This window comes from Trebonia sp., assembly GCF_030042015.1.
Lineage (GTDB): Bacteria > Actinomycetota > Actinomycetes > Streptosporangiales > Streptosporangiaceae > Trebonia.
Window position 1 is genome coordinate 1 of sequence record NZ_JASIAL010000344.1, and the last position, 17,790, is coordinate 17,790.

The window sequence follows — 17,790 nt, forward strand, 5'->3', positions numbered from 1 at the left end:
GCAAGCGCACCCGGCCGCGACCGCGACGCACCCGGACTGGCGGTGAGGCCCACAACGCCAGGCCTATTGCAATGCCAGGAACTTAAGCCGCCCAGCCTGCCGGCGGACAAACCACCGATACCGGGCGCGGTCCGCGGGCGCTGGCCAAGATAGGAGCCGAGCGGCATCCGGAAATCGGTATAAAACGGGCAATAAACCTGCGGCCCGGGTCCTAAGTTCCCGATGCCGTCCCACTATCTGAGACGGCCGCCGGCCAGCCGCCCGGGCCCCGGCCAGCCTGCCGGGCCCTTGCCGCACTGCTCACACCCACATCAGCTGACCAGGTGACAAGCACCCGAGGGAGCGGCGACGCAGCCCCTTAGCTTCCCGAGATTGCAGGCCTATTGGCGGCGGGGTCCACACCGCCGGCGCCTTGGCTGCCCCTGGGGTCAGGCATGCCGAACTGGGCGGGATAAATCGGGACTTAGCGGACATTCTGTAAGCGCTGGACTAGCCGCCGCGCCTGCGGGCCGCCGGGTCGGTGCGCGCGGAACTCGGGGACGCCGGGGTGACTGGCGCGGCCGGCTGGGCTGACCACAGCAGGGCGGGATGAGGTGCTCATCGGGCGGCGCGCGCAGCCGATCATTACCATTCTGCCGCCGAACACGGGATAATAGGGCGACGGATCGACACGATTGTTGCTGACCGGTTCCGAGATTGGCACGGACCGTTCAGGTGCAGTCCACGCGGGGCGACGAACGCCCGCAAACCCCCGCGAGGGGCTGCGCCGGGGCGGGTCCGCGGGGACTTGAGGATGCGTGCGGTAGGCAGGCGCGCGAGGAAGGGGATGCAGGATGGCGGCGATGAAGCCGCGGACGGGCGATGGCCCGCTCGAGGTGACCAAGGAGGGCCGCGGCATCGTGATGCGCGTCCCGTTGGAGGGCGGCGGCCGGCTCGTTGTTGAGCTGTCGGCTGATGAGGCCGCGAAGCTAGGTGACGCCCTGCAGGCGGCCGTCGCGTAGCGCCGTCGTCCTCACCGGTTGAGATGTTGCCGGAAATGCATCCCGCTGAACTGGAACCCGCTGTCCGTTCGGTGTATTTGCCTATCTTTTGATGGCGGCGAGCAGGCCGTCCGCGATGGGAAGCAGCACCGGGATCAGCCGATCGTCGATCCTGATCATCTCGGCGACCTCGCGCGCGCCCTCCGCCCCCGGCCCGGCTCCCGCCGGCAGCGCGTCGTTGAACACGACGATGCCGCCGGCACGCAGCAGCCGCATGCTCGCGGTCAGGTACTCCGGGTACGCGGGCGAGTCCGCGTCGCAGAACACCATGTCATAGGCGCCGTCGGAAAGCCTGGGCAGCACGTCGAGGGCACGCCCGAGGATGAGCCTGGACTGGTTGGCCGCGTATCCGGCCTGGGCGAAGGCCTTACGCGCCGTCCGCTGATACTCCGGTTCGGTGTCCACGCTGGTCAGTACGCCGCCGGCGCGCATGCCGCGCAGCAGCCAGATCCCCGAGCTGCCGCAGCCGGTGCCGAGTTCGACGACCGCCCGCGCGGCGATCGCCGCCGCGAAGAACCGCAGCACGGCGCCGGTGGCCGGCGTCACCGGCTCCGTCCCCCCGAGGTCCTGCGCGCAGCCGCGGGCGGTGAGCAGCGGCTCGTCCTCTACCGCGAACTCCGCCTCGTCGTACTTGATGACTGCCCCTCTCGCCGTGCTTCCCTCGCGGTGAGCCTAGCCAATTTCGCTGTCGCGTGGAACCTCAAGGCGCCGTCGGCCGTTAGCCAGTCGATGAGCCAGACCCTCTCCCGGGTGGCATAGCAGAAGAATTCAGTGCAGGATGGTCGTGATCGCCGGAATGCGTCATGCGCGTGGCGAGCCGGTGGAGGAGGCCGTGGGGGCGGAAACAGCGCAGTCACAGCTACCCCAGTGGGAACTGCCCAGCTGGGAAGAGATTGTGCGAGCGCATTCCGCCCGGGTATACCGCCTCGCTTACCGGCTCACCGGTAACCAGCACGACGCGGAGGACCTCACCCAGGAGGTATTCGTCCGCGTCTTCCGCTCGCTGTCCAGTTACACGCCGGGAACGTTCGAGGGCTGGCTCCACCGGATAACGACCAACTTGTTTCTCGACGGTGCGCGGCGCAGGCAGCGGATTCGTTTCGAGGGCCTTGGCGAGGAGGTCGCGCAGCGGCTGCCTGGCACCGAGCTGACCCCGGCCCAGGCATGGGACGAGCGGCACTTCGACGGCGACGTTCAGGCCGCGCTGCGCGCCCTGCCACCGGACTACCGCGCCGCCGTGGTGCTCTGCGACATCGAAGGGTTCTCTTACGAGGAGATCGCGGCGACCCTGGGGGTGAAGCTGGGGACGGTGCGCAGCCGCATCCACCGCGGGCGGGCGCAACTGCGGGTGGCGCTCGCCCACCGCGAGCGCCAGCAGGCCCGCCCGGCAGCGCGGTCGGGGTCGCGGTCGGGGGGCAAGCGGCCAGCTGCGACGGGGGGTGAGCCATGAGCCATCTGGGCGACCAGATTTCCGCCCTCGTTGACGGCGAGCTGACCGGGGCCGAACTAGACCGCGCCAACGCGCACTTGGCGGCGTGCGCGCGATGCCACGCCGAGGCGGCAGCGCTGCGGCAGCTGAAGCGTCAACTGCGCGCGCTTGCCGCCGCCTCGGAGGCGTGGGCCGACGAGGACGGGGCCAGCGAGGCCGCGGGCGAGGCCCTGACCCGGCGGCTGCTGGCGATGGCGGGCCCGGGCGGACCGGTGCCTTCACGCCGGTTCAGGCGCGAGCAGTCCCGGCGCAGGCGCCGTGAGCAGCGCAACGGGCGGCCGTCGACCGGTTCGGCGGCGCCTCCTGGTGACCGCGGCGGACGGCGGGCCGGCAGGCGCCAGGGCGCCGACGTGCCGCCGAACGCCGTCCGGCGCCAGCGCGCGCGTCGCCGCCGTGGACGTTACCTGGTCTTGAGCGCGGTCTCGCTGCTCGTCGTCGGGGTCGGCGCGGCAGCGTTCAGCATGGGGGGCGGCACGTCTGCGCCCGGCCCGCAGATCACCCCGCAACTGGAGATGTTCATTCTCGAACACGCCATGACGTCAGGCGACGTCCCGTTCCCCGACCCGACGCAGGCGCCGACGGCTAGGCCGTGATGCCCGCGATGTCCGTGCTGCGTCGCCCGCGGCTGCTGCTCAGCGCCGCCGTGACGATCACCGTGCCCGGTGTGCTCGCGCTGCTGGCGCTGCTCGGGCACGATCACGCGGCCTCGCAGGCCGGCCGGGCGTCAGCGGGCACCGCCGGGCCGGTCGCGCTGCCGGCGGTCCTCGCGGGCGGTCCCGCCGGGTTCCGCGACGTGGTCGCGCAGATGGCGAAGGTATCGGGCATGAGCGGACAGGGCTCCGCCAGCGCCGCGCTCAGCGCCCAGGAGAACCTCGGCATGCATATGCTCGTCATGGCGGCCGCCGCAGACCTGAACACGTCCTACGCGGGCGTCGAACTGATCGCGCAAACCGGTGTCGACGGCACCGACACGATGATCTCCAACGTGTGGCACCAAGGCGGCGGCCTGACGGTCACGCAGACATCGGACGCGACGGTGCTGACAGCCAGCCAGCCCAATGTGGTGTACGACATCGACAGCCAGGCTCCTGAGGGCGTCTTCGGGGTCACCAAGGCGCTTGTCGCGCTGCTCGGCAAGCACTACGTCGCGGTGTACCGCGGCACCGGCTCGGTGCTCGGCAGGCCCGCGCTGATCGTCGAGCTGCACAGGGCCGACGGGAGCCTTGCCGCGCGATTCTGGCTTGACGCCAAGACCATGGTCCCGCTGCGGCGCGACGTCTTCGATGAATCCGCGCAGCTGATCAGCCATGACGTGTTCGTGGAGGTTCAGTTCGGCTCGCTGCCCGCGCCCCCGGGCGCGACCAGCCCCGTCTCATCGCCGTGGGCTGAGGCCGCGGTGCCTGCCAAGCTCGTCATGCAATTGGACAGCCGCGGCTGGCAGCTGCCTGATGCCCTGCCCGGCGGCCTGTCGCTGTACACGGCGGCGGAGTGCCAGACCGGCGCGGGCGAGGTAGTCGACCTCGGTTACTCGGACGGGCTCTCCGTTGTCTCGCTGTTCGTCCAGCGCGGCACGCTGGCGAAGATGACCGGCTGGCAGCCGGTCGACCTGGGCGGCCGCACCGTCTACGTCGCGGAGCACTCCATCACCTGGGCCGGGCGGGGCCTCGTCTATACGGTCATCGCCGACGCTCCGCCGCAGACGGTCGAACAGGTGGTCGCGGCGCTGCCGCAGAACTCCGGGCCGGGGTTGCTCCTGCGGCTCAGGCGCGGGCTCGGCCGCCTGGCGGCCCTCGTCGACCCGTTCCACTGACCAGGATGTCGGGCGGCCACCTTTCCCCTGGACCGGCCAGACGGTTTAAAGTGGTCATGGGTATCGATCGCGGTCCCGCGTGTGAGCCACTGCTGATGGAGAGCTGAGCGTGTTTGACCTGTCCTTGAGCAAACTGCTGGTCCTCGCGGTGCTCGCGCTCGTCGTGTTCGGGCCGAACGAACTGCCGAAGATCGCCGCGCAGGCTGGACGCGCGCTGCGCGACCTGCGCCGGATTGCGGAGGGCGCGAAGGCGGACCTCAAGGAGGGGCTCGGCCCCGAGTTCCAGGACTTCGACTTCGAGGACCTGAACCCGCGCCGGTTTGTGCAAAAGCACCTGCTTGATGAGCCGGTGCCGACGCCCGCCCCCGCGGGGACCCGGCTGAGCGGCGCGGGCATGGACGGTGCGGCCGCGGGGGGAATCGCGACGATGGGCTCCGCCAGCGCGGCCAGCGGCGCGCGCCCGGTCCTGCCCGAGGGTGAAGACCCGCCGTTCGACGTCGAGGCGACCTGAGCGGCGCCAGCGGCGCCAGCGGCGTTAGCGGGGGCTCAGGCTCAGCATGCGGCCGGCGAGGCCGCGACCGCGGCTGGCCAGTGATTCGGCGACCTTGACGAGCTGCAGGGCGGCGGGTGCCGACGGGTCGCCGAGTACCAGCGGGATGCCGTTGTCGCCGCCCTCGCGCAGCCGCGTGTCGATGGGCACCTGGCCGAGCAGCGGCACGGTCGTCCCTGTCACCTGGGTAAGCGCGGTCGCGACCGCCTCGCCGCCGCCGGAGCCGAACACTTCCGTCTGCTCTCCGCAGTGCGGGCAGACGAGATAGGACATGTTCTCGATCACACCGGTGATGCGCTGCCGGGTCTGCGTGACGAGCGCCCCGGCCCGTTCGGCGACCTCGGCGGCGGCGAGCTGCGGCGTGGTCACCAGGAGCAGCTCGGCGTTGGGCAGCAACTGGGCCAGCGAGATGGCGACGTCGCCGGTGCCCGGCGGCAGGTCGAGCAGCAGGTAGTCCAGATCGCCCCAGAAGACGTCGGCGAGGAACTGCTGCATCGCCCGGTGCAGCATCGGCCCGCGCCAGACGATGGGCGTGTTCCCCTTGGTGAACATGCCCATCGAGATCACCTTCACGTCGTATGCCGACGGCGGCATGATCATGTTCTCGACAGGGGTGGGACGCCCGGTGACGCCGAGCATCCGCGGCACGGAATGTCCGTAAATGTCGGCGTCGATGACGCCGACCTTGTGACCGGCCGCGGCCATGGCCGCCGCCAGGTTCACGGTGACCGAGGACTTGCCGACGCCGCCCTTGCCGCTGGCGACCGCGTACACGGTGGTGAGCGATGAGGGCTGGGCGAACGGGATCACCGGTTCCTCCCGCCCGCCGCGCAGCTGGCCCTGCAACGCCTTCCGCTGTTCCTCGCTCATCACGTCGAGTTCGACGCGGACGCCGGAGACGCCGGGCAGCGCCGACACCGCGTCCGTAACGCGGGACGTGATGGTGTCGCGCATCGGGCAGCCGGCCACGGTCAGGTACACGCCCACCCGGACGACCCCGTCGGCTGCGACCGCGACGGACTTGACCATGCCGAGCTCGGTGATCGGGCGGCCGATCTCTGGGTCCTTGACGCCGGCTAGCGCGGTCGTCACCTGCTCGGTCGTGGGCAGCGGGGAGTTCATGTCTTCATGCTACGTGCCGGGGACGCGCGCGATGGCGCGTCCCCGGCACGCGGGCAGGCCGTGAGCTCCCAGGACGCCTGGGCGGATGGCGCCAGATGGCGCGCGCGCCACACGACACCAAGTGCCGGGTTCCCTGTGCTGCTCGGTTCGATCCGCTGACCTGTGAAGCCCTCACGCTCATAAAAGGTGCCTGCGCGCTCGTTGGCCACGAAATGCTCGATGTACAGCCGGTCAACGTTGGCGGGCAGCTGCCTGGCGAGTGCATCGATCAGCTGTGGACCCAGCCCGCGGCTGCGATGCTGGGGGTGGACGTAGAGCTTGTAGACCACGTGGTCGGCTCCCCTGCGACCGCGCTGCCCAACGCCGACAAGCTGCCCGTCGGCCTCGGCGATCACCACTAGGCTCTCGGCGACGGCTGCGCCGATGTGCGTGTCGTTCCACCACCTGCGGACTTGCTCATCGGCCGCCGCAGCGCCGATCAGCGGCGCGTAGTGTGGCCGAATGTGCGCCTCGCCGAACCGGCAGATGGCCACGACATCGTCGTTTCTAGCATCCCGCACGACCGGTGCGGCGCTCGACACCATCGCATGCTCCCCAGCGGGCACATCGGACCTCACTCCCACAGTACCGCTCGGTCCGCCGTTGCCGGATGAATGTGACATTCAGTCGGCTATAGCCGGCTCTATGCAACATTCATCCGCTGCCGACCGGGCCAGTTCAGCCAGAACGGTAGGGTGGCGCGGTGGACAGTGCGTACCGGGCGCGCAGGACGTGCCTGTCGGTGCCGGCCAGCAGCGAGCGATTCCTCGCCAGGGCACGGGACCTGGCCGCCGACGAGGTGATGCTTGACCTGGAGGACTCGGTCGCGCCAGGCGCCAAGGACGATGCGCGCGCGCTCGCGGTCCGGGCGCTGCGGGAAGGCGGCTGGCAAGGTCGCCTGGTCGCGGTCCGGGTGAACGGCGTCACGACCCCGTGGGCCTATCGGGACGTGATCGCCGTGGTCGAGGGCGCCCCCGGCGCCGTCGGCTCCCTCGTCTTGCCGAAGGTCAGCTCGCCCGCCGCGGTCACCTGGCTCGACCTGCTGCTCGGCCAGGCGGAGCAGGCGGCCGGCCTCGCGCCGGGCGGGATCGGCATCCAGGCGCAGATCGAGGACGCCGCCGGGCTGGCGGCGGCCGAGGCGGTCGCCGCCGCGTCGCCGCGGCTCGTGTCGCTTGTCTTCGGCCCCGCGGACTTCACGGCCAGCGTCGGGATGCGCTCGCTGACCGTGGGCGGCCAGCCGGAAGGCTACCCGTTCGACGCGCACCACTACCCGCTCATGCGGATTCTGGTCGCCGCGCGGGCGGTCGGCCTGCAGGCGATAGACGGGCCCTACGCGCGGATTCAGGACGCCGACGGGCTGCGGGCGGCGGCGGGCAGCGCGGCCGCGCTTGGCTACGACGGCAAGTGGGTGCTGCACCCGGCGCAGATAGACGTGGTGAACGAGGCCTTCACCCCGCCGGCCGCCGACTACGCGCGCGCGGTGCGGATCCTGGCCGCCTACGACCGCGCGACCTCGGCCGACCGGCGCGGCGCGGTCATGCTCGACGGCGAGATGATCGACGAGGCGTCCCGCAAGATCGCGCTGATGATCGCCGCCAAGGGCGAAGCCGCCGGCCTGCCCCGCCCAGGTACTTAGCCCGCGCCGCCCACCACGCCCCAGGACCGCAGGGCCGCGAGCAGCCCGTCGGCCAGCGGAAGGCCGTCCAGGTCCGCGGGGGCTGCCCACATCGCGTCGTCGGCGTCATCCCCGGGGACGAGCATCCCCCCGGTCACCTCCGCCGCGTAGTCGCGGATGTCGAATTCGCCGCCGGCCGCGCCCGCCGGGCGGCGCACCCGCCCGATCAGCCGGCCGGGCACCACGGCCAGCCCGGTCTCCTCGCGGATCTCGCGGACCAGTGCGGCGGCGTCCGACTCGCCCGCCTCGACCCGCCCGCCCGGTATCGACCACAGCCCCTTACCCGGCTCGTGCCCGCGCTTTATCAGCAGCAGCCGCCCCGCTTCGTCCGTGATGACGGCGCCGACGCAATCGGTCACGTGTGTGGTCATGACGCTAAGGGTAGATATGCGCCTAGCGTGGTGGGGAGAGCGGTGTGCCCGCGTTGCGGCAGTCCAGCGCATGCGCCGACGGCTTGGTCGAGTGCATGGCGCTGTGACGTGCACGGGGACATCGACCCCCTGACGGTGCGCAGGCCGACGCGCGACGGGCTTGACAGCCTGCTCAAGAACGCGAGGGTCGCGGTCCTGGTGCCGTGGCCGCTGCCGCAGGGCTGGCTGGTCAGCGGTTTCGCCGGGGCGGGCGACGAACGCAGCGGCGCCAGGGGCTTCGCCGTCGCGCTGTCCGGCCCGAACCCGCTCGGCGGCCCCGCCGACCTGCTCGTCGTCGCCGAAGAGCCCGGCGTAGGCCTCGGCGCTGGCCTGGCCGGCCTGCCCGGGCCGGACCCGGGGGACGGCTTCGCGACCGGCCAGCCGTACGCCACCGTCCGGGTGGCCAACCATGAGGCCCCGCTGTGGCACGTCGAATCCGGCGACGCCGCCGTGTTCGCCGGCGAGGTGGCGGGCAGCTGGCTGTGGGTGCTGCTCTGGCCGGACACCGCCGGGGTGATGCTGCTCGAGCCGCTGCAGCTGCGCGACCTCCGGCACCCCGAACAGGACCTGGACCTGCCGTTCGGCGCGCTGTCCCCGCGGCTGCCCGGCTGACGCGGGCGCGGCCCGCGCGGATGCGGCTTGTACGATGTCCGCCGTGCGCATCGACCTGCACGTCCACAGCAGCGCCTCGGACGGCACCGACCCGCCGGCCGAGGTGGTCCGCCGTGCGGCGGCGGCGCACCTGGACGTGGTGGCGCTCACCGACCACGACACCACCGGCGGCCTCGCGCAGGCCATCGGGGCGCTCCCGCCCGGCCTGACCCTGATCCCCGGCGCCGAGCTGTCGTGTCTGCTCGACGGCCGCGGCATGCACATGCTCGCGTACCTGTTCGACCCTGACGACACCGCGCTCGGCGCGGAGATGGAGCTCGTCAGGGACGACAGGATCCACCGCGCCATCGCGATGGTCGGCAAGCTCAGGGAGCTCGGCGCCCCCGTCACGTGGGAGCAGGTCACCGCGATCGCGGACGGCGCGGTCGTCGGCAGGCCGCACATCGCCCGCGCCCTGGCCGAGGCCGGCGTGGTCGCCACGCCGGCCGGGGCCTTCACCGCCGACTGGATCGCCGACGGCGGCCGCGCCCACGTCGGCCGGTACGCCCCCGCTCCTGAGCGGGCGATCACGCTGGTCCGCGCCGCCGGCGGGGTGCCCGTGCTCGCCCACCCCCGCTCGCCCGGCTACGAGATACCGGACGAGGTCATCGCCGGGCTGGCCGCCGTAGGCCTCGCTGGCCTGGAGGTCTTCCATCCCGACCACGATGATTCCGAACGATCCCGGCTTGCTGCCCTGGCCAGCCGCCTCGGCCTGCTCGCGACGGGCGGCAGCGACGACCATGGCTCGTTCAGGGACAGCGGACTCGGCCGCGACACCACGCCCCCGGCAGACTACGAGCGCCTGATCGGCATGGCCACCGCCGTCCGGCCGGTGCGGACGGAGCCACGGTGAAATTCTTCCGGAGGCCTTCGTAGCCCTTGGCGCGCGCGCTTGGTTGTCCGGCATCCGGGCTAAAGTGTCGCCAAACGATTTGGGTCGGCGCGAGGCGCGAAGGGTGCGGCTGATGGAAGCTCGGATCGAGCGGGTGTGGTCAGGGGGATATGGGGGGACGGACAGTGCCCCCGCGAGCGAGGGGACGTCGGGAGGTCGTGCCCCCGAGCTGACAGAGCACAACGCGTGGATCATCGGCGATGACGAGGAGGTGATCGTCATCGACCCGGGCGAGGACGCCGCCGGCGTGCTCGAGATCGTCGCCGACCGTGAGATCCTCGCGGTGATCTGCACGCACGGGCACGCCACCCACGTGGCCGCCGCCGTCGAGGTGGCCGGACGGGACGAGGCGCCCGTGGCGCTGCACCCGGCGGACCGGCTGCACTGGCGCATGGCGCACCCGGACGCCGACGCCGAGATCGAGATGGCCGACGGCGGCAGGTTCGACGTCGCCGACGTCCAGCTCGAGGTCGTCCACACGCCGGGTCACACCCCGGGCTCCGTCAGCCTGTACTGCGCGGACCTGGAGGTCGTCTTCACCGGTGACGCGCTGCTCGCCAGCGGCCCGGCGCCGCACGAGGGGGAGTTTCCCGACTTCCCCAGGCAGCTCACCGCGATCGGCGAGCGGCTGCTTGACCTCCCGCCCGGCACGCGGGTGCTGCCGGGACACGGCGAGGAGTCCAGCGTCGCGGCCGCGATGCAGCGCTTCGACAGCTGGGTGGCGGCCGGCCCGTCCGTGGACCTTGGCTGAGCTCGGTGGAGCAGCTCGGTTTCGATGGGATGCCGCGGCGGCTTTACTCGTGCACCCCGACCAGGCTGACGACCTGGCTGGACTGCCCGCGCCGGTACCGGATGAGCTACCTGGACCGGCCGGTGCCGCCGAAGGGGCCGCCGTGGGCGCACAACAGCCTCGGCGCGAGCGTGCACAACGCGCTGGCCGGCTGGTGGCGGCTGCCGCTGCCCAGGCGGACCGTGGCCGCGGCAGGCGCGCTGCTCGACCAGGGGTGGATCACCGAAGGGTACGCGAGCGACGCGCAGTCGGCCCGGTACCGCGCCTGGGCGCGGCAGATGGTGGAAACCTACGTTGCCGGGCTGGATCCGGCGGACGAGCCGGCCGGGGTGGAGCGCACGGTGGCGACGCGGACCGACGCGATCGCCGTGTCCGGGCGCATCGACCGGCTGGACGCCAGGCCCGGCGCCGACGGCGGCACCGAACTGGTCGTCGTCGACTACAAGACCGGCAGGCACGTGCTGACCGTGGACGACGCGCGCAGTTCGCTGGCGCTCGCGCTGTACGCGATCGCCGCCGCGCGAGTGCTGCGGCGTGACTGCCGGCGCGTCGAACTGCACCACCTGCCGACCGGGCTGGTGTTCGGCTGGGAGCACACCGGCGACTCGCTGGCCAGGCACCTGCGCCGGGCCGAGGAGGTCGCCGCCGAATGCGCCGAGGCGGACGAGCGGATGCGCGCACAGCTGCCGCCGGAGAAGTACGACGAAGTTTTCCCGCCACGGCCAAGCCTGGCCTGCGGCTGGTGCGACTACCAGCGGCACTGCCAGGAAGGCCAGGCGGCCGCGGTCGCGCGGCGGCCGTGGGAGGGGCTCGCCGAGCTGGCTTAGCTCGCGGCGCCCGCCTCCTCGGCGGCGTTCCAGAACGACGTCAGCTCGTGCGCTGTCGTGGCCGGCGCCTCGACGGCGGGGGAGTGCGCCGCGCCCGGGATGCACGCGCGGCGCGCGTTCAGCCGCAGCGCCATGTCCTCCTGCACCGCGGGCGGCCAGGCGTTGTCGTCCTCGCCGTAGAGCACGAACGTCGGGATGTCGCGGCTGGCGAGGTCCTCGGTCTTGTCCGCGGCAGTCAGCAGGTGCCCGGCCATGGCGGCGAGCCCGGCAGCGCTGCTGGCGAGCAGGCGCTCCCGCAGGAACGCGACGATCTGCGGGGGCACCCCGTCCGCGATCGCCTGCGGTTCCATCATCGTGTGCCAGATCTCGGCGATCTTCCCCTTGAGATCCTGCGGGGCGGTGCCGGCCACGAAGTCAAGCATGAACCGCAGCTCGTCCGCGCGCGGGGCGGGCAGCGCCCCTGGGCCCGAGCACAGCAGGCTCAGCGAGCCGGGAGCGCAGGACCCTGCCAGCACCGCTTCCCGGATCACCAGGCCGCCGAAGGAGTGGCCGAGCAGGTGCACCGCGCCGGTCGCCCGCGCCAGCGCGGCGATGTCCCTGCCGAGTTCGGCCGGGTCGTAGGCGGCCGCGTCGTCCGGGCCCGGCGTCTGGTACTGCCCGCGCATGTCGATCGAGAGCACCCGGCGCCCGGCGGCCGCGAGCTGGCCGAGCACCAGGATGAAGTCCTCCTTGCTGCCGGTGTAGCCGGGCACGAGCAGCGCCGTGCCCAGCTCGCAGGCCCCGGACGCGGGCAGCGCCTCGAGCGCGGCGAACGTGCCGCGAGCGGTTTCCACGGCCGCCCGGCGTGCTCCGGCTGGCAGGTCTAGCAAGGTCGGCGTGGACACGGTCAGGAAGCCTGCTGGGATCCGTCCGCCGGGACTTCGATGATTACCTCGCGAACGGCGTCCCTGGCGACCTCGCGGCCGCCGCGGGTGCGGCGCCTGCGGCGGGCGCGGGCGGGCGTGCCTTCGTCGCGCGCGACGCGCCCGCCGGCTGCGTCCACTGCCGTGCGGGCGGGCGCCCCGTCGCGGGACCGGCTGCCCCGGCTGCGGGTGCGGGCCGTGGTGCGCCGGGAGTTGACCCGTCCGGTTTCGCCGAGGTCCTCTTCCGCCTCGGCGGACAGCCCCGCCCTGGCGCGCATCGCCCGCGGCAGCGTGCCGGTGGCGCCTGGCGGGATGGACAGCTCGGTGAACAGGTGCTCGGAGGTGGAGTAGGTCTCCGCCGGCTCGGGCTGGCCAAGGCCGAGCGCGTCGTTGATGAGCTTCCAGCGCGGCATGTCGCGCCAATCGACGAACGTCACCGCGACGCCGGCCCGGCCTGCCCGGCCGGTGCGGCCGATCCGGTGCACGTACATCTTCTCGTCATCCGGGCACTCGTAGTTGATCACGTGCGTCACGTCGTCGACGTCGATGCCGCGGGCAGCGACCTCGGTGGCGACGAGCACGTCCACCTTGCCGCCGCGGAACGCGCGCAGCGCGCGCTCGCGCTGGGCCTGGCCCAGGTCCCCGTGCACGGTCGCGGCCGCGAATCCGCGGTCGCCCAGGGCGGTCGCCACCTGGTCGGCGGCGCGCTTGGTCTGGCAGAACACGATCGAAAGGCCGCGGTCCTTGGCCTGCAGGACGCGCGCGAGCACCTCGATCTTGTCCAGGTGATGGGTGCGGTAGACATACTGCCTGGTGAGCGGTGGCGGGGCCGGCTCGTCGGCCTGCTCGGCCCGGATGTTCGTCGGCCGCCGCATGTGCCGGCGCGCCAGCGTCACCACCTCGCCGGGCATGGTCGCCGAGAACAGCATGGTCTGCCGGTCCTCCGGGATGAGCCGCAGCAGGCGCTCCACGTCCGGCATGAAGCCGAGGTCCATCATCTTGTCCGCCTCGTCGAGCACGAGCATGCGGATCCGCGAAAGGTCGAGGTTCTTGCGCTCGGCCAGGTCGAGGAGCCGCCCGGGGGTGCCCACGATGATGTCCGTGCCTGCCGCCAGACCCTCGAGCTGCGGCTCGTAGGCGCGTCCGCCGTACACGGTCAGCACGCGCGCGCCCAGGTACAGGCCGGCCTGCGAGATGTCCTCGGCGACCTGGACGGCCAGCTCCCTGGTCGGGACGACGACCAGCGCCGAAGGCGTTTTCGCGGTGCGGTCGGCGGCGAACGTGGTAGCCAGCCGGTTCAGCATGGGTACGCCGAAGGCGAGCGTCTTGCCCGTGCCGGTGCGCGCCTGGCCGATGATGTCCTGGCCGTCAATCGCGAGCGGCAGCGTCAGCGCCTGAATCGGGAACGAGGTCACGATGCCGACGGCCTCGAGTGCGGTGCAGATAGTTTCGTCGACGCCCAGGTCGCGGAACGGCACCGCGTACATCCACCCGGGTACCGGGGGGCTCGCTGGCCCCTCGTCGCCGGCCTCGGGCTGCATTGGTTGAGTTGTCAGGGGTTCCTCCGTGAGCTGAGCCGCCCGGTGCCCGCGCCGCCCTCGGGCGCGCGGCAGCACGGCACAGCATCGGTGTCAACACGAACTGGAATTACGACATTCCATCGTCTAGTCGTCACCCACGGTACCAGACATGGCTTGCCATCCTCGTGTCCCACGCCGTGCGCGGCCCCGTGACCCGCCTTTGTCGTGCCGGGCGCGGTGCAGGCACGCCCGGAACCGCTAGCCGACGTTGCCGAAGCCCACACGGCGCGACTGGTCGCCGCCGAACTCCACGAAGGCGATCTTGTCGGCCGCGATGAGGACCCGGCCGCCCTTCGCGGTGGTCAGCGCGAATATCGCGGGACCGCCCTTGCCGCTGAGCGCCGCCGCGAGGTCGCGCTCGATCTCCCCGGGGCCCGCGTCGGTCTCCACGACGAGCTCGCGCGGTATGGACTGGATCCCGATCTTGACTTCCACGGCGCTCCTCACACGTCTGCGAGCGGCTGTTCCGGCTGGTCGGAGGTCCGCGGCCAGCCGCTGATCCCGCGCCAGGCCAGCCTCGCCACGAGGTGCTCGGCCGCCTCCCTGGGGATGGTGCCCAGGGTACTCAGCCAGTACCTGGCACTAACCTGAGCCATGCCCACGAGGCTTATGCCCAGCAGGTGCGCCTCGTCGTCCGCCAGGCCGGCGTCCTCCTTGATCACCTGGCTGATCATGTCCGAGCACTTGCGGTCCGCCGTGTCCAGCCGCTCGCGGACCGCGGGATCGTTGAAGTCCGACTCGAAGACCAGCCGGAATGTCCCGCGGTGCTCGGCGACGTACGCGAAGTACGCGCTGAATGTCGCGCTGACCCGCTGCCGGTTGTCGTTCGTCGACCGCAGCGCGGTGCGGACCGCCTCGATCAGGCTCTCCACGCTCTCGTCGAGCAGCGCGAGGTACAGCTCCTGCTTGCCGGGGAAGTGCTGGTAGAGGACGGGCTTGCTGACCCCGGCGCGCTCAGCGATCTCGTCCATCGCCGCCGCGTGGTAGCCGCGGGCGACGAAGACCTCCATGGCGGCGTCCAGCAGCTGGCGGCGGCGTGCCAGCCGGGGGAGCCGTGTCCCGCGTGGCCGGGCGGCTGATGTGGCGGTCAACATGTTCTCCGGGTGCTGGCTGTCTGATTGCGGAACCGAGCCGCGGCGGAAGCGCGCTCCGCCGTATTCGACTCATCGTAGGACAGGCAGGACGCGGCCGGCGGCTAGCGATAGTCCTCGTCGTCGTAGCCGACGTCGCGAACCTGCTCGGCCGCGTCGGCCTCGTTCACCTCGATCGGCAGCTCCCGCAGCTCTGCGTCCTCCTCCTCGGGGACCTCGCGGGCCTGCTCGGCGGCGTCTTCCCCCGGCGTTTCCATGTCCATCTCGCTCAACGCTTGACCTCCGTGTGCTCGTTCGTTCTTCCCTCAGGCCAGTGGGCCGCCTGGCGGCCACCCCGCCAGCGCGCGCAGCGGAGCCTCGAGGACCTCGCCGTGGGTCGGGAAGGCGTGGACAACGTCCGCCAGCGTCTTGACAGGGACCTCGGCCCTGATCGCGAGGGTGACTTCCGCCATCCAGTCCGCGGCGTCCGGCCCGACGGCAGCGGCCCCCACAAGCATGCCCGAATCTGGTTCCGCGTACAGCTCCACGTACCCAGCATCGTCGGCGTCAAGCCTTCCCCGCGCGGTGCCCGCCATCGCCGAGCTCACGGTGGCCAGCGCCGTTCCGGCCGCCGCGGCCGTCGCGGGCGTCATGCCGACCGCGAACACCGACGGATCGGTGTAGACGGTGCGCGGGATCGCGCGGTAGTCCGCGAGGCGGGGCTCGCCGAGGATGTTGGCGGCCACGATGCCCGCCTGGTACCTGGCCACGTGGGTGTGGCCGGAGCCGGTGGCGTCCCCGGCCGCCCATACCCCGGCCGCGACCCGGCAGGCCCCGTCCACCGGCAGCGGCATACCCGGCGCCACAGGGATGCCCAGGACGTCCAGGCCGAGGCCGGTCAGCCGCGGCCGCCGCCCGCTGGCAAGCAGCAGCCGGTCGGCCTCCAGCCTGGTCCCGTCGGCGAGCGCGAGGACCAGCCCATCGGCGTGCCGCTCTGCTTTGGTGGCGGCCGATCCGAGCCGCAGCTCCACGCCGGCCCGGCGCAGCACGCCGCCGAGCAGCTCGCCGGCGAAGGCAGGCTCGGCCGGGAGCAGCCTGTCCTGTGCTTCCACCAGCGTCACCGCGGAACCGAACGTCGCGTAGACCTGCGCGAGCTCGCATCCGGCGGGCCCGCCGCCGAGGATGATCAGGCGGCGGGGCAGGTCAGGGCAGGTGAGCGCAGCCGCGGTCGTCCACGCCGCGACGTCGGCAAGGCCGTCGATCGGCGGCGCCACCGGCTCGCTCCCCGTCGCGATCACCAGGTCGCGGTACTCCAGGCTCACCCCGGCGGCGCCGCCCGCGTCCGGCGCGCCGCCAGGCGGGGTGACCGTGACGACGCCCGGCGCGGTGACCCGGCCGGTGCCGCGGACCAGGCGCACCCCGGCGGCGGCGAGCCGGCTCGCGGGGACGGAGTCGTCCAGCCACGCGGTCAGCGCGTCCCGGCGGGCGACGGCATTTTCCCAGGTCTCACCGCTGCGTGCGGAGCGGAGCAGCGAGTTGGAGGGGATGCACGCCAGGTAGGGCGATTCCCCGCCGACCAGGCCTGCCTCCACGAGCGCCACCGACTTGCCGCCGCGGACAGCCTCCGTGGCTATCCGTTCCCCTGCGACTCCCCCGCCGAGCACGACTACATCGACCATGCCCACCTTCTCCTCCCCGGCCATCATCATCTCAGGTCAGGCGGGGGTCGTCCGGCGGACTTGTCGGTAAAAGTCACACTCGAGCGCATTTGCCGAATAGCGGTAACCGGACGACATTGGATGTATCAGCGCGCGCGCAAGGTGGGTAGGTGAAGAGCATGCGCAGCATCTGGGCAGGAGCGATCTCGTTCGGCTTGGTCGTGATCCCGGTCAAGCTCTACGCCGCGACCGAGCAGCGCGACATCGCGTTCCGGCAGGTGCACCGGGAGGACGGCGGGCGGATACAGTTCCGGCGGGTGTGCTCGGTGGACGGTCAGGAGGTACCGTACTCCGACGTGGCCAAGGGCTACGAGCTCCCCACGGGCGATGTCGTCGTGCTCACCGAGGACGACCTGAAGGACCTGCCGCTGGCCACCGCGCACCGGATCGAGGTGCTGCAATTCAGCCCGGCCGGCCAGCTCGACCCCATCCTCGCGAACAAGGCCTACTACCTGGAACCCGAACCCGCCGGGGTCCGCGCCTACGTCCTGTTCCGCGACGCGCTCGAAAGGTCAGGCCGCGTCGCCGTGGCCAAGGTCGCCATCAGGCAGCGCGAGGCTCTTGCCGCGCTGCGGGTGCGGGATGGCGTGCTGGTGCTCGAGACCCTGCTGTGGCCCGATGAGGTGCGGACCCCGGACTTCGGGTTCCTCGAGGACAACATCGATGTGCGGTCGCAGGAGCTCAAGATGGCCGCCTCGCTGGTCGACACGATGACCGAGGACTTCGACCCGTCCGCCTACAAGGACGCCTACCGGGAAGCGCTCGAGGCGCTGGTCCAGGCCAAGATCGAGGGCAACGAGATGGTCCGCCCGCCCGGTGCGGTCGTCTCGCCTGACAAGCCCGCCGGGCCTGCCGACCTCACCGAGACGCTGCGCGCGAGCGTCGAGGCGGCGAAGGCGAACCGGGCGGCGGCGGCCGCGGCCAAGCCGGCCGCGGCCAAGCCGGCCGCTTCCCGCCGGAAGGCGACGGCGTGACCCAGCCCATCCCGGACTGGCCCGGCCGGCTGGTCTCCCTCGCGAGCGGCGAGCAGGTTTACGTCGTGCAGACGCCCGGGCCCGTTCGGGATAGTGACAACGACCTCGTGCTGTGCGTGCACGGGATGGCGGGCGCGGCGACCAACTGGACCGACTTCATGGCCGAGCTCGCGCCTGAGTTCGCATGCCAGGCGATCGACCTGCCGGGGTCGGGCCACTCGCCGGCGCCGAAGGAGCGCCGCGGGTACTCG

At 72.1% G+C, this 17,790-nt stretch carries 22 protein-coding genes; 12 read left to right on the forward strand and 10 right to left on the reverse strand.

Going from position 1 to position 17,790, the window contains the following annotated elements:
- The first annotated feature begins 833 nt into the window (after positions 1-833).
- The gene (locus Q1N79_RS18440; protein WP_300610542.1) at positions 834-1,001 is read left to right on the forward strand and encodes a DUF3117 domain-containing protein; all 168 of its coding nucleotides are present in this window, start codon (positions 834-836) and stop codon (positions 999-1,001) included.
- Between the two features lie 81 nt (positions 1,002-1,082).
- Here Q1N79_RS18440 and Q1N79_RS18445 read toward each other — a convergent pair whose 3' ends face one another.
- Positions 1,083-1,586, reverse strand: coding sequence for an O-methyltransferase (locus Q1N79_RS18445; protein WP_367185097.1), 504 nt, complete (start codon positions 1,584-1,586; stop codon positions 1,083-1,085).
- A 232-nt stretch (positions 1,587-1,818) separates the two neighbouring features.
- Between Q1N79_RS18445 and sigE the strand changes: the two genes are divergently transcribed.
- From sigE to Q1N79_RS18465, 4 genes are all read left to right on the forward strand, one after another.
- Entirely contained in the window at positions 1,819-2,490 is a 672-nt protein-coding gene (sigE, locus tag Q1N79_RS18450) for an RNA polymerase sigma factor SigE (RefSeq protein WP_300610544.1), read from the forward strand.
- Positions 2,487-3,122, forward strand: a complete 636-nt coding sequence (locus Q1N79_RS18455; RefSeq protein ID WP_300610546.1) for an anti-sigma factor — start codon at positions 2,487-2,489, stop codon at positions 3,120-3,122. Before sigE ends, Q1N79_RS18455 begins: the two co-directional genes overlap by 4 nt.
- Positions 3,123-3,130: 8 nt before the next feature.
- Entirely contained in the window at positions 3,131-4,339 is a 1,209-nt protein-coding gene (locus tag Q1N79_RS18460) for a MucB/RseB C-terminal domain-containing protein (protein ID WP_300610549.1), read from the forward strand.
- Between the two features lie 109 nt (positions 4,340-4,448).
- Complete coding sequence (locus Q1N79_RS18465) at positions 4,449-4,850, forward strand: sec-independent translocase (RefSeq protein WP_300610552.1); 402 nt, start codon at positions 4,449-4,451, stop codon at positions 4,848-4,850.
- Between the two features lie 24 nt (positions 4,851-4,874).
- Here Q1N79_RS18465 and Q1N79_RS18470 read toward each other — a convergent pair whose 3' ends face one another.
- Both Q1N79_RS18470 and Q1N79_RS18475 read right to left on the reverse strand, forming a co-directional pair.
- Positions 4,875-6,011 (reverse strand): Mrp/NBP35 family ATP-binding protein, encoded by a 1,137-nt coding sequence (locus Q1N79_RS18470; RefSeq protein WP_300610554.1) that lies wholly within the window; start codon positions 6,009-6,011, stop codon positions 4,875-4,877.
- Entirely contained in the window at positions 6,008-6,595 is a 588-nt protein-coding gene (locus Q1N79_RS18475) for a GNAT family N-acetyltransferase (RefSeq protein ID WP_300610557.1), read from the reverse strand. The genes Q1N79_RS18470 and Q1N79_RS18475 overlap by 4 nt, the downstream gene beginning before the upstream one ends.
- A 158-nt stretch (positions 6,596-6,753) precedes the next feature.
- Between Q1N79_RS18475 and Q1N79_RS18480 the strand changes: the two genes are divergently transcribed.
- Entirely contained in the window at positions 6,754-7,686 is a 933-nt protein-coding gene (locus Q1N79_RS18480) for a CoA ester lyase (protein ID WP_300610559.1), read from the forward strand.
- On the opposite strand, the gene Q1N79_RS18485 is transcribed toward Q1N79_RS18480, so the two are convergent.
- Entirely contained in the window at positions 7,683-8,096 is a 414-nt protein-coding gene (locus tag Q1N79_RS18485) for an NUDIX domain-containing protein (RefSeq protein ID WP_300610561.1), read from the reverse strand. The two genes, Q1N79_RS18480 and Q1N79_RS18485, sit on opposite strands and share 4 nt — an antisense overlap.
- Positions 8,097-8,138: 42 nt before the next feature.
- Here Q1N79_RS18485 and Q1N79_RS18490 point away from each other — a divergent pair, with 42 nt between their 5' ends.
- The 4 genes from Q1N79_RS18490 to Q1N79_RS18505 all read left to right on the forward strand — a co-directional run bounded on the left by Q1N79_RS18490 (position 8,139) and on the right by Q1N79_RS18505 (position 11,295).
- On the forward strand, positions 8,139-8,747 hold the full coding sequence (locus tag Q1N79_RS18490) for a DUF6758 family protein (protein WP_367185098.1): 609 nt from the start codon (positions 8,139-8,141) through the stop codon (positions 8,745-8,747).
- Positions 8,748-8,781: 34 nt separating this feature from the next.
- Positions 8,782-9,639, forward strand: coding sequence for a PHP domain-containing protein (locus Q1N79_RS18495; protein WP_300610566.1), 858 nt, complete (start codon positions 8,782-8,784; stop codon positions 9,637-9,639).
- A 112-nt stretch (positions 9,640-9,751) separates the two neighbouring features.
- Positions 9,752-10,429 carry an MBL fold metallo-hydrolase gene (locus Q1N79_RS18500; RefSeq protein ID WP_300610568.1) on the forward strand — a complete coding sequence of 226 codons (678 nt, stop codon included), beginning with the start codon at positions 9,752-9,754 and terminating at the stop codon, positions 10,427-10,429.
- Positions 10,430-10,434: 5 nt separating this feature from the next.
- Complete coding sequence (locus Q1N79_RS18505) at positions 10,435-11,295, forward strand: PD-(D/E)XK nuclease family protein (RefSeq protein WP_300610570.1); 861 nt, start codon at positions 10,435-10,437, stop codon at positions 11,293-11,295.
- Here Q1N79_RS18505 and Q1N79_RS18510 read toward each other — a convergent pair.
- The 6 genes from Q1N79_RS18510 to Q1N79_RS18535 form a co-directional block, all read right to left on the reverse strand.
- Complete coding sequence (locus Q1N79_RS18510; protein ID WP_300610571.1) at positions 11,292-12,179, reverse strand: alpha/beta hydrolase; 888 nt, start codon at positions 12,177-12,179, stop codon at positions 11,292-11,294. The genes Q1N79_RS18505 and Q1N79_RS18510 overlap by 4 nt on opposite strands.
- 2 nt (positions 12,180-12,181) lie before the next feature.
- Complete coding sequence (locus Q1N79_RS18515) at positions 12,182-13,738, reverse strand: DEAD/DEAH box helicase (protein WP_300610572.1); 1,557 nt, start codon at positions 13,736-13,738, stop codon at positions 12,182-12,184.
- A gap of 237 nt (positions 13,739-13,975) precedes the next feature.
- Positions 13,976-14,212, reverse strand: coding sequence for a DUF3107 domain-containing protein (locus Q1N79_RS18520; RefSeq protein WP_300610573.1), 237 nt, complete (start codon positions 14,210-14,212; stop codon positions 13,976-13,978).
- A gap of 8 nt (positions 14,213-14,220) precedes the next feature.
- Complete coding sequence (locus tag Q1N79_RS18525; RefSeq protein ID WP_300610574.1) at positions 14,221-14,868, reverse strand: TetR/AcrR family transcriptional regulator; 648 nt, start codon at positions 14,866-14,868, stop codon at positions 14,221-14,223.
- Between the two features lie 104 nt (positions 14,869-14,972).
- Positions 14,973-15,140: a hypothetical protein gene (locus Q1N79_RS18530; RefSeq protein WP_300610584.1), complete on the reverse strand. Its 168-nt coding sequence runs from the start codon at positions 15,138-15,140 to the stop codon at positions 14,973-14,975.
- 33 nt (positions 15,141-15,173) lie between these two features.
- Positions 15,174-16,526, reverse strand: coding sequence for an NAD(P)/FAD-dependent oxidoreductase (locus tag Q1N79_RS18535; protein WP_300610576.1), 1,353 nt, complete (start codon positions 16,524-16,526; stop codon positions 15,174-15,176).
- A 158-nt stretch (positions 16,527-16,684) separates the two neighbouring features.
- Between Q1N79_RS18535 and Q1N79_RS18540 the strand changes: the two genes are divergently transcribed.
- Together Q1N79_RS18540 and Q1N79_RS18545 are read left to right on the forward strand one after the other, a co-directional pair.
- The gene (locus Q1N79_RS18540; RefSeq protein WP_300610582.1) at positions 16,685-17,539 is read left to right on the forward strand and encodes a Ku protein; all 855 of its coding nucleotides are present in this window, start codon (positions 16,685-16,687) and stop codon (positions 17,537-17,539) included.
- Positions 17,536-17,790: alpha/beta fold hydrolase (locus tag Q1N79_RS18545; protein WP_300610578.1), on the forward strand; the 255-nt coding region annotated here is incomplete at its 3' end. The genes Q1N79_RS18540 and Q1N79_RS18545, both read left to right, overlap by 4 nt.